11 protein-coding genes and 1 pseudogene are annotated in these 11,306 nt (G+C 53.1%); 8 read left to right on the top strand and 4 right to left on the bottom strand.

The window, feature by feature from the left end; all coding sequences use genetic code 11:
• Window positions 1-33 precede the first annotated feature (33 nt).
• A complete protein-coding gene (argS, locus tag GOV45_RS12400; RefSeq protein ID WP_170477994.1) occupies window positions 34-1,779 on the bottom strand; it encodes an arginine--tRNA ligase in 1,746 nt (581 codons plus the stop codon).
• A gap of 102 nt (window positions 1,780-1,881) precedes the next feature.
• Window positions 1,882-3,024 carry a deoxyguanosinetriphosphate triphosphohydrolase gene (locus GOV45_RS12405; RefSeq protein WP_170477995.1) on the bottom strand — a complete coding sequence of 381 codons (1,143 nt, stop codon included), beginning with the start codon at window positions 3,022-3,024 and terminating at the stop codon, window positions 1,882-1,884.
• A gap of 76 nt (window positions 3,025-3,100) precedes the next feature.
• Here GOV45_RS12405 and GOV45_RS12410 point away from each other — a divergent pair, with 76 nt between their 5' ends.
• Together GOV45_RS12410 and xth are read left to right on the top strand one after the other, a co-directional pair.
• Window positions 3,101-3,424: a HesB/IscA family protein gene (locus GOV45_RS12410; RefSeq protein WP_170477997.1), complete on the top strand. Its 324-nt coding sequence runs from the start codon at window positions 3,101-3,103 to the stop codon at window positions 3,422-3,424.
• Window positions 3,425-3,484: 60 nt separating this feature from the next.
• Window positions 3,485-4,264 (top strand): exodeoxyribonuclease III, encoded by a 780-nt coding sequence (gene xth / locus GOV45_RS12415; protein WP_170477999.1) that lies wholly within the window; start codon window positions 3,485-3,487, stop codon window positions 4,262-4,264.
• Window positions 4,265-4,268: 4 nt separating this feature from the next.
• On the opposite strand, the gene GOV45_RS12420 is transcribed toward xth, so the two are convergent.
• A complete protein-coding gene (locus GOV45_RS12420; RefSeq protein ID WP_170478001.1) occupies window positions 4,269-5,417 on the bottom strand; it encodes an FAD-dependent monooxygenase in 1,149 nt (382 codons plus the stop codon).
• Between the two features lie 72 nt (window positions 5,418-5,489).
• Complete coding sequence (gene dksA, locus GOV45_RS12425) at window positions 5,490-5,912, bottom strand: RNA polymerase-binding protein DksA (RefSeq protein ID WP_170478164.1); 423 nt, start codon at window positions 5,910-5,912, stop codon at window positions 5,490-5,492.
• Window positions 5,913-6,279: 367 nt separating this feature from the next.
• Here dksA and GOV45_RS12430 point away from each other — a divergent pair, with 367 nt between their 5' ends.
• The 6 genes and pseudogenes from GOV45_RS12430 to GOV45_RS12455 all read left to right on the top strand — a co-directional run.
• Window positions 6,280-7,125, top strand: coding sequence for an AAA family ATPase (locus tag GOV45_RS12430; protein WP_170478003.1), 846 nt, complete (start codon window positions 6,280-6,282; stop codon window positions 7,123-7,125).
• 123 nt (window positions 7,126-7,248) lie between these two features.
• Window positions 7,249-7,698 carry a GNAT family N-acetyltransferase gene (locus GOV45_RS12435; protein WP_170478006.1) on the top strand — a complete coding sequence of 150 codons (450 nt, stop codon included), beginning with the start codon at window positions 7,249-7,251 and terminating at the stop codon, window positions 7,696-7,698.
• A complete protein-coding gene (locus GOV45_RS12440; protein ID WP_170478009.1) occupies window positions 7,695-9,059 on the top strand; it encodes a DUF2927 domain-containing protein in 1,365 nt (454 codons plus the stop codon). The genes GOV45_RS12435 and GOV45_RS12440 overlap by 4 nt, the downstream gene beginning before the upstream one ends.
• Before the next feature lie 6 nt (window positions 9,060-9,065).
• The gene (locus GOV45_RS12445) at window positions 9,066-9,236 is read left to right on the top strand and encodes a hypothetical protein (protein WP_170478012.1); all 171 of its coding nucleotides are present in this window, start codon (window positions 9,066-9,068) and stop codon (window positions 9,234-9,236) included.
• Window positions 9,237-9,240: 4 nt separating this feature from the next.
• Window positions 9,241-10,425 carry a vWA domain-containing protein gene (locus GOV45_RS12450; RefSeq protein ID WP_170478015.1) on the top strand — a complete coding sequence of 395 codons (1,185 nt, stop codon included), beginning with the start codon at window positions 9,241-9,243 and terminating at the stop codon, window positions 10,423-10,425.
• A 169-nt stretch (window positions 10,426-10,594) separates the two neighbouring features.
• Window positions 10,595-11,306: pseudogene (locus GOV45_RS12455) on the top strand (hypothetical protein); the annotation flags it as partial.

Here is an 11,306-nt window from a genome sequence, read left to right on the forward strand (position 1 = left end):
CCTACCTCAGACCGACGGTTCGGGCGATGTTTGTCACCGCATCTCCTGCGCCGGAGTAACGCCAAGAATACCCAAGCCCGCTGAAATCACAACAGAAACTGCCCGGGTCAATGCGATTTTTGACTGACTTGTGGCCACATCGCCATCTTGAATAAAGCGCAGCTGAGTTTCGTCATTGCCCCTGTTCCAAAGCGCGTGGAAATCTCCTGCGAGTTCATAGAGATAGAAGGCAATCCTGTGTGGTTCATTAGTTCGCGCCGCGATTTCAACTAAACGTGGCCATTCGGCCAGTTTTTTGGCTACAGTCAGCTCTGCAACGTGGTCAATTTTGCTCAAATCCGCAGCAGACAGCGTGGCGTCGTCCGCGGCAATGCCGGCTTCCGCCGCCCTACGCAGCACACTCATCACACGGGCGTGGGCGTATTGAACGTAGAACACAGGGTTTTCGCGGCTCTGCTCCAGCACCTTGTCGAAATCAAAGTCCAATGGTGCGTCGTTCTTACGGGTCAACATGACAAAGCGTGTCACGTCCGGGCCGACCTGATCCACCACGTCCCTGAGGGTGACAAAGGTTCCTGCCCGTTTAGACATCTTGAACGGCTCGCCGTTTTTCCACAGTTTCACCAACTGAGTAAGCTTGATATCCAGCGGAACTTTCCCATCGGAAAGAGCTGAAACAGCTGCCTTCATCCGCTTGACGTAGCCACCATGGTCAGCACCAAACACATCGATCAGCGCATCAAAGCCGCGTGACACCTTGTCATAGTGATAGGCGATATCAGGCGCGAAATAGGTCCAGCTGCCGTCCGATTTCTTCACCGGGCGATCGACATCGTCTCCATGTTCCGTAGATTTGAATAGAGTTTGCTCGCGCGGCTCCCAGTCTTCCGGCTTTTTGCCCTTGGGCGGCTCTAATACACCCTCGTAAATCAGCCCCTTTTCAGTCAGCGATTGCAGCGCCGCCTCGATACGGCCGGTGCCATAGAGCGACTTTTCTGAGAAAAACACGTCCATCTCGACACCCAGCGCCTTCAGGTCTTCGCGGATCAAATCCATCATCGCATCGGTGGCGAAGGCGCGCAGATGCTCCAGCCATTCGCTTTCGGGCTTGTCGATCAGGCTATCACCGTATTTCTCTTTCAACGCCTTGCCGATTGGGATCAAATAATCTCCGGGGTATAGCCCTTCGGCGATCTCTGGGCTTAACCCATTTGCTTCGCGATAACGTTCATATGCGGACCGCGCCAGCACATCCACCTGAGCACCGCCATCGTTGATGTAGTATTCGCGGGTCACATCATGGCCTGAGAAGGCCAAAAGACTTGCTAACGCGTCACCGAAAACCGCACCTCTCGTATGACCGACATGCAGTGGGCCAGTTGGGTTGGCCGAAACATATTCGACGTTTACCTTTTGCCCGTGCCCCATGACGGAGCGACCGTAATCCGCACCTTTTTCAAGAACTGCTGCCAGCACGGCTTGCCAAACTGAAACAGTCAGCCGCAGGTTCAAAAAACCCGGTCCAGCCACCTCTGCGCTGCTGATACGATCATCATCTGCCAGTTTTCCTGCCAACGCCTCCGCAATGTCCCGTGGCTTCATCCGGGCCGATTTGGCCAACACCATGGCAGCGTTGGTCGCCATGTCACCATGGGCGGCATCGCGCGGAGGCTCGACCGTCACGTTATCAAAGCTCAACCCTTCGGGCAGAGCTCCCTCGGACTGCATCTGCGCCAGCGCGTCCAACACCAAGCCGCGGATCTCGGAAAACAGGTTCATTTCGGGTGTCCTTTTACTTGCCCGGCGGTTTAACACGCATCACGGCAAGGTCAATGCGCGCCTAAACTTCGCGTAACTTCGGCCAGTATGGAAGTCGAATGATCAAGTTCCGGTTAGTCTTGCATGATCCTGCAGGGCAAATCGATCCGTCATACCAGCAATGTAATCCGAAACGATCCGCGCAAGGGCGGTTTCATCACCAGCGGCTTCGATATCTCCGTGCCAGCGCGACGGCATTTGTTTGGGATCGTTTAGGTAAATTGGAAACAGGTCTTGGACGACCTTGCTGACCTCAGCTCGCACACCCATGACACTGGGTGCCCTGTACATGCGGGTAAACAGAAACGCGCGGATTTCCTTGAGCTTGGCCCACAAGTTGCTCGAAAACTGAATCACTGGATATCCCAGATTTCGGATATCCTCGACAGACTGCGCGCCGGAACACGCGATCAACTCGCGCGATGTCTCGATCACGTCGGAAACCATCACACCAAAAACGCGCCTAAGCGCTTCGTGCCTGCGGCGATAATCGTCCAGTCCGGGATACTTTCGATCGACGTTAGCATAGCAAGCGTCTACGATCGGCAATTGTTGAATTTCTTTGTCAGTGAACAACCCTGCCCGTAACCCGTCCAGCAAATCGTGGTTGTTGTACGCAATATCGTCGGACAACGCCGCAACTTGGGCTTCAGCGCTTGCGTGTGTGTGCAACTCCAGATCGAAGTCAGAATTGCATTCAGCCAGCGCCCAAGGCAATTGACCCAATACAGGGCCATTGTGTTTTGCGATACCTTCCAGGCATTCCCATGTCAGGTTACACCCATCGAAATCCGCATAGTGACGCTCAAGCTTTGTAACGATTCTAATGGCTTGAGCGTTGTGATCAAACCCACCGTAGGGCTCCATTAGTACGTGCAGCGCATCCTCTCCCGTGTGCCCAAACGGTGTGTGGCCAAGGTCATGCGCCAAAGCCACTGCTTCGGTCAACTCAACGTTCAGACCCAAAGCTCCGGCAATAGTACGAGCAACTTGCGCAACTTCGATGGAATGAGTCAAACGTGTGCGATAGCTGTCGCCTTCGTGCTCAACAAACACCTGAGTCTTGTGTTTGAGGCGCCGAAAAGCACTCGCGTGAATGATGCGGTCACGATCACGCTGAAAGCATGACCGGAAACTGCTTTCTTCCTCGGCCACAAGTCGCCCTCGCGAACGACCCGGGTCCGAGGCAAAACCCGCTCTGTCCAAAGGTCTTGTCCTTGTCGCCTGTCCTTGCAATTTCTATATTGGAAGAAGTAGAGGAAATAAACCTTTGGAGTCCGGCATGAATCTGCCTCCTACAGTTACAGATCGCGCTTTTGATCGCCTTGCCGAAATTGGCGCAGCCGATCAAGGGCAGGCATTGCGCGTCGCGGTAGAAGGCGGCGGATGTTCCGGTTTTCAATACGAAATTGCGCTGGACGAACCGACGGAAGATGATCTGATCCTGGAAGGTAACGGCCAGAAAGTCATTGTCGACTCAATTTCTCTGCCCTTCCTGGAAAATGCGGTAATCGACTTCACGCAGGAACTGATCGGCGCACGGTTTGTTATTGAAAACCCCAACGCAACTTCGTCCTGCGGATGTGGTACATCATTTTCAATGTGATCTTGCCCTGACCGTTTGGTTGAGAGATAGATCAACCGGTAGCTAGCCGGAGGATTGCGCATGAAAATCGCCACATTCAACATTAACGGCATAAAAGCGCGAGCCGAGGCTCTACCCCGCTGGCTCGACGAAGCACAGCCTGACGTGGTTTTGCTTCAGGAAATCAAATCAGTTGACGAAAACTTTCCGCGAGAGATATTCGAAGGGCGTGGCTATAACGTCGAAACCCATGGTCAAAAAAGCTTTAACGGCGTCGCAATCCTTTCAAAGCTTCCACTTGAAGATGTCCGCCGTGGACTTCCCGGAGACGATGCAGATGAACAAGCGCGGTGGATTGAGGCCACCATTGTGGGAGAGAAAGCTTTGCGCATCTGCGGCCTTTACCTGCCGAATGGCAACCCTGCACCGGGACCGAAATATGACTACAAACTCGCGTGGATGGACCGATTGTATGATCGGGCCCGCGACCTTTTGGTTGCGGAAGAGCCTGCTCTTATGGCCGGTGATTACAACATTATCCCTCAGGCAGAAGACGCCAAACGCCCCGACGCTTGGCGCGAGGATGCACTATTCCGCCTTGAGAGCCGCGAAGCCTTCCGCAAGATATTGAACCTCGGGTTCACCGAGGCGTTTCGCGCTGTGACGCAAGGACCCGAACACTATTCATTTTGGGACTATCAGGCCGGTGCATGGAACCGAAACGATGGCATCCGTATCGATCATTTCCTGCTCACGCCTCAAGCAGCTGATCTGATGCGCGACTGCCAAATCGATGCCGAGATTCGCGGACACGAAAAGCCTTCGGACCACGTACCGGTATGGGTCGATCTGGACTTTTAACGTTCTATGCCGTGGCGTCGTAGTCGTAAATCCAGTCATAACGGCGACCCATTCTAGGGCCCACCGCTTTCAGAAGTATTTGTGCAGCCAAGCGCATAGGGCCGCTCAGGTGGAAGTTTCGTGCATTTGCCGATGCCACGTCGACAACCCGGCGCGCCCTTGCTGATCGAGCATGTTCGTATTTTTCAAGACTTTCAGCCAAAGTGGTCCGTTCAAAAGATCGCGCCAAGACCCAAGCGTCCTCGAGTGCCAAGCAAGCCCCTTGCGCCATGAACGGTAATGTCGGATGCGCAGAATCACCTAAAAGGGCGACCCGCCCATTCTGCCAACTCCCGGCAACTGGACGCAAGAACAGTGCCCATAGATAGGTTTCCTGCACCTTTTGAAGAACCTCGCGCACATTTCCACCAAAGTCGGAAAAACGAGCACGCAGTTCGTCCGGGTCACCCTTCAAACGCCACCCTTCTTCTCGCCAGTCTGAACGTTCTTCGACCGCGACGATGTTCAGAAGGCTCTGATCACGCAGCGGATAGGTCACTATATGACGCCCTGGCCCCATAGTGAGATGGGCCTTCGGTGAACTGAGATTGCGATCCCAAGGAATGGTGGCTCGCCAAGCAACCTGATTTGTGAATCTCGGACGCTCTTGATCGTTCAAAGTGGCGCGGATTTCGCTGCGTCCACCATCAGCGGCGATCAAGCAATCGACTCTGAGCGGCTGACTATTCGGCAGACGAATTTCAACCGGCCCCGAACTTTCATTTATATTTTGAACTTTGGTTTTCAGCCGGATCTCAACATCTTCCTTGTATGCTCGCTTCAAAAGCAAATCTATAAGATCGGCCCTGTGATAGTAATAAGTCGGTCCGGCCAAGGGTTGGGGAATCAGACTAATGAATCTCCCGTCTTTATAATCACGCAGAACTGTACCGTGTGAGATTTGGGCCTGCTCAGGTGACTCTTTGACTACACCAAGGGCGCGAAGCACGGTCATGCCATTTGCGCTGATTTGCAGCCCGGCCCCGACTTCCGTTAATTCAGGCGCTTGCTCAAGAACCACAACTTGCGCACCCAACATACGCAGTGCGATTGCCGCGGCAAGACCACCGATACCAGCCCCGACTACGGCAAATTTCAAATCAGCTACGTTCATAAATTTGAAGTATCCCACAAAAAACGCCGGAGCCACAGGCTCCGGCGTTTCTCAATTCCTGCAATACAGCAATCAATCGTCGCGGTGAACTTTCTCACGGCGCTCATGACGCTCCTGCGCTTCCAACGTCATGGTCGCGATGGGTCGCGCGTCGAGACGCTTCAACGAAATCGGGTCGCCTGTTTTTTCACAGTATCCGTATTCTCCCTCATCGATCCGACGCAATGCTGCATCGATCTTGGCGACCAGCTTGCGCTGGCGATCACGGGTTCGCAATTCCAGCGCGCGATCGGTTTCCTCGCTCGCGCGGTCGGCAACGTCCGGAATATTGCGGGTGTTGTCCTGCAGCCCTTCGATCGTGTCGCGGCTGCCCGCCAAAAGTTCATTCTTCCAATCCAACAGCTTGCGGCGGAAATACTCAAGCTGACGATCATTCATGAAAGGTTCATCTTCTGCCGGACGGTAATCTTCCGGCAGAAAAACTTCCTGCTTCATATTGGCTCCTTCGGTATGGCCAGAAACGTCGGTCGCGGTCGTTTCACCTGACATTTGGCACCCCCTTCTGCGCAGCGTTTATCTGACGGACGTAGGAATGTCACTACACAAACGTAGGACTACCACGTCGTTTCCTAAACCGATCTAATAGTGAGACTTTTATACACAAAAGTCTGTTTTTCTGTGGAATCTACGGGGCGTTTTCAAGGCGAACTGAAAACGAAAGAAGAGCAAATCACAGGCGAATCAAATTGTATGCGCGCACAACCTGATCATCAGCGGCAACCCTACGTTGCGGCCCGCTTGTAAAAGAGACCGTCCAACTGTAACCCAGCAGGCGATAGATGCGAAATCGAATGAGGCACTTATGACGGCACGTTTCCAAGGCACAGCAGAATATGTTGCCACCGACGATCTAAACATCGCAGTGAATGCCGCTGTCACGCTGGAACGTCCGTTGCTTGTCAAAGGCGAGCCGGGTACCGGAAAGACTGAGCTTGCCAAACAGGTGGCCGGCGCACTGGGTTTGAAAATGATCGAATGGAATGTGAAATCCACAACGCGCGCCCAACAAGGCCTTTATGAATATGACGCCGTCAGCAGATTACGCGACAGTCAGCTGGGTGAAGAACGCGTGCATGACGTTTCGAACTATATCCGCAAAGGCAAGCTGTGGCAGGCTTTTGAAGCGGAAGAAAAGGTTGTTTTGTTAATCGACGAGATCGACAAGGCCGATATTGAGTTCCCAAACGATCTACTACAAGAACTCGATAAGATGGAGTTTCACGTCTACGAAACTGGCGACACAGTACAAGCAAAGCACCGCCCAATCGTTATCATTACTTCAAACAACGAAAAGGAACTGCCCGACGCTTTCTTGCGCCGTTGTTTCTTCCACTACATACGTTTCCCGGACGAGTCGACAATGCGCAGGATCGTCGAAGTTCACCATCCGGGAATCAAGGACGCACTGCTTACTACCGCCCTGACCCAGTTCTATGAAATTCGTGAGACCCAGGGCCTCAAGAAGAAACCTTCAACTTCAGAGGTGCTGGATTGGCTCAAGCTGCTGCTTGCCGAAGATCTGACGTCCGAGGACTTGAAACGCGACGGTGTCAACGCGTTGCCGAAATTGCACGGTGCATTGCTGAAGAACGAACAAGACGTGCACCTTTTTGAAAGGCTGGCCTTTATGGCCCGCAGCAAGCGGTGACCACGCAACAATCCGCGTATCAATTCATGAACATGACTTGCGCTGGACCAAACCGAATGTCAGCATCCTAAATTAATTGCTCCGGCAACGTCGGGGATTTGTTCTGAGTACAGGATTTGCCTTTTGCCCGACACACCCTTGATCCGCCCTTTGCGCCCCGAAGATCGCAGTGATTGGGCCGGGATGTGGCGTGACTATCTGGCATTTTACGAAACGACCGTGCCTGACTCGACTTACGACACGACGTTTTCACGTCTGCTGGGGGATGACCCAAACGACTTTTCATGCTTTGTGGCCGAGTCCGATGGCAACCTACTGGGATTAACGCATTACCTGTTTCACCGCCATGCGTGGAAAGAAGAAAGCGTTTGCTACCTGCAAGATTTATACGCACGACCCCAGTCGCGTGGACAAGGTGTTGGTCGTGCGTTGATCGAGGCGGTTTACAAAGAAGCTGACCGGCTAGGCGCTCCAACGGTTTATTGGCTTACACAGGAATTCAATCACACCGCGCGGAAACTCTATGATCGCGTTGGCAAACTGACACCATTTATCAAGTATCAAAGATCATGATGCGCTTGTTCGCAGCATTGGCGACGGCAGCTCTGGCGGGGTGCAGCCAGGTCAGCACAATTGAACCGCCCACCCGGGAAAAAATAGTTGAAGCCGCATTGCCGCCAACCCGAACTTTTTCCTCGACGCGGCCAATCCCCCCAGTGCGATCAAACGTGAACATCGCGTCCGACTTCGTTGCGCTGCATTTTGCACTAGAAAGCGGCGCTGAATTACCAGTATTCACGCGTTTCGATCAGCCAATTACTGTACGTCTGACAGGAACCCCTACGGCGTCAATGCAAACAGATCTTTCACGCCTTCTGTCCCGATTGCGGCGTGAAGCCGGAATACAAATAGAACAAGTGTCTGAAGGACAGGCCAACATCACAATCGAAGCCGTGAGCCAAAGGCAAATTCGCCGCATTCTGCCGCAAGCGGCTTGTTTTGTGGTGCCAAACTCCTCCAGCCTCGAAGAATACCGACGCGACCGACGCAAAAACAAAAGCAACTGGACCGAACTGCGTAGCCGCGAACGGATCGGGGTCTTCATACCCTACGACGTCAGTCCTCAAGAGGTGCGCGATTGTTTGCACGAAGAGGTGGCGCAAGCGTTAGGGCCGTTGAACGACCTTTATCATTTGCCGGACTCTGTCTTCAACGATGACAATTTCCACACCATTCTGACCGGCTTCGATATGTTGATCTTACGCGCAACATACTCTCCTGAACTTCGCAGTGGTATGACTAAAGAACAGGTAACCTCGGCCCTTCCAAACCTATTGCGCAGACTCAACCCAAAAGGCCAAAGCATCCGACCGCAGCCACAGTCTGACACCCCTAGGGAGTGGATTGATGCGGTTCAACGGGCGCTTGGTCCAGGATCACCTTCGCCCCGCCGTGTCAGATCGGCACAAGAAGCCGCCCGGATCGGGCAGAGCAAGGGCTGGACAGATCAACGCCGCGCCTATCCGCATTACCTTATGGGCAGGATGAGTCAGTTTGATGATCCTGAAGGCGCCCGACGGCAATACGCGATTGCGCTACAATATCTCAACGCGACCCCCGGAACCGAGGTTCATCGCGCTCACATAACAGCCCAGACGGCAGCTTATGCGTTGGCGCAAGGACGAGGCCCCGATGCTTTGCCGGAAATAAACCGGGCAATTGACGTTATGACGCAAGCAGAGAACGCAGCATTGCTCGCCACGCTAATGTTGTTGAAATCCGAAGCACTTCGTCAGGCCGGCCGTTTCGACCAGGCACGTACTGTCAGGCTGGACAGTATCGGGTGGGCAAGGTACGGCTTTGGTTCAGATGTGGTCGTGCGGTCGGTAACGCAGGAGATCGGCCAGAGCGTATCACGAAATTCAGATGGATGACGACAAATGCTGGTTGTGTTTGGGTTGGCTGTTGCGGGCGCATTACTGGGAGTCCGGGCTGCGCGAAAGCGCAATGGTAGCGGCGCGGATATTGCGCAATATGCAGCTGGGTACGGAATCGCCTTTGCATTGATTGGGCTGGTCCTTTCCCTGGTCATCGCTCGGATGGTGGCCTAGCCGGATGTTCCTGCCATTTTTCAAAAATCTTCGGAAGGCTGGCATCCCTGTATCACTAAGGGAATACCTAACCTTTCTTGAAGGTATGAAAAAAGGATTAGCCACCTACGATATTGAAGCTTTCTATTACTTGGCCCGGGTTTCTATGGTCAAAGATGAGCGCAACATCGACAAGTTTGATCGGGCCTTTTCCGCCAGTTTCGAAGGGTTGTCCGAAATAACATTCGAACAAGTCCTGGATGCCGTCGATATCCCCGCAGAGTGGCTGGCTAAAATGGCCGAGAAGCACCTTTCAGACGAAGAGAAAGCTGAGATCGAAGCGCTTGGCGGTTTCGAAAAGCTGATGGAAACACTACGCGAACGTTTGAAAGATCAGCAAGATCGCCATCAAGGCGGCAACAAATGGATAGGGACTGCCGGAACCTCGCCGTTCGGAGCGTATGGCTATAATCCTGAGGGTGTTCGCATCGGTCAAAAAGCAAGCCGCCACCAGCGTGCTGTCAAAGTTTGGGATAAACGCGAGTTTAAGAATCTGGACGACACAGTTGAATTGGGGACCCGCAACATCAAAGTAGCCTTGAAACGCCTGCGACGTTGGGCGCGGGAGGGCGCTGCGGAAGAGCTGGATTTGGACGGAACCATTCGCGCGACAGCCGAACATGGATATCTGGACGTTAAAACCCGCCCTGAACGTCACAACGCTGTCAAAGTACTGCTGTTCCTGGACGTTGGCGGCTCGATGGACCCTCACATCAAAGTGGTGGAAGAGTTGTTCTCGGCCGCGCGTACCGAGTTCAAACATTTGGAGTACTTCTACTTCCACAACTGTCTGTACGAAGGCGTCTGGCGTGACAACCGCCGCCGGTGGGATCACCAGACCGCAACCCAAGAAATTCTGCGAACTTATGGTGGGGACTACAAGTGTATCTTCGTTGGGGATGCGTCGATGAGCCCATATGAGATCGCTTATCCCGGTGGGGCCAATGAGCATTGGAATAAAGAAGCTGGGCAGGTTTGGCTGCAGCGCGCACGCGAGCAGTGGAGTTCAAACCTCTGGATAAATCCGGTTCCGGAAAAATACTGGGAATACACACACTCCATCGCAATGATTCGGGAAATTTTTGATAATCGTATGGTTCCTATGACTTTGGCCGGGCTTGAACAGGGAATGCGGGAACTGACGCGATAGGTAGCCTCAGTGCAATTTCACTTAGTTGACTGTATCCAATTTGAAAACAATAAGCCTTCAATGAAAGTATTACCCTCCGCTGAGGCCACGTTGGAAACCTAGTTTCCGAATTATTGGTTGCTCCTTGAGTTTGATGTTAGGTTGCCGTGGGATGACCTGGGGGAAGAACATGACGCGCAAAAACATCCGCACCACTTTCACGTCGCTTCTGACAGCCACTTCGATATGTCTTACGTACGGAACGGTTGCCAGCTTCACACTTTCTCCAGACGCTGCATACGCCAAAAGCGAAAAAGGAAAAAGCAACGGAGGGGGCAACGGAAACGCTGGCAAAGGCAATTCCGGCAAAGGCAACTCCGGTAAAGGGAAATCCGGCAAGGGCAATTCTGGCAAAGGCAATTCTGATAAAGGCCAGTCTGGTGGGGGCAAGTCCGCCAAGGGCAAATCTGACAATTCCAAAGGTTTGCAGGCCTTATTTAACGGATCCGGAAATTCCAAAAACCAAGGGAAGCGCAAAACAAAGTCTAATGGACAAGGTGGCTTTAAATTCCTCAGTGGTCGAAATGCTACTAAACAGAATTCCAACGGCAATAGTGGCAAGCCCAAAAAGGCAAACGAATCGGCATTTGCTAAAATTGGCAAAGAGTTCAAGCGGGACGTAGAAGAGCTGTTTGGCAAGAAGCCTACCCGGTCAGCCAAGCGAAACTCAAATCGTGCCTACCGAACGGCTTCTGTTGCACCGATCGAGCGTTCTCCGCGACCGGTTCTCCGCAAGCCTGTCGATGATCCCGTTGCAACTTCTGACAGACATCAAAATCACAGATACCGCGATCCGCTTGTTGCGGCGATCACGGATCCGTACGGGTCGGACAAGCTTCGGA

Source organism: Ruegeria arenilitoris (assembly GCF_013035425.1).
GTDB classification, from domain to species: domain Bacteria; phylum Pseudomonadota; class Alphaproteobacteria; order Rhodobacterales; family Rhodobacteraceae; genus Ruegeria; species Ruegeria arenilitoris_A.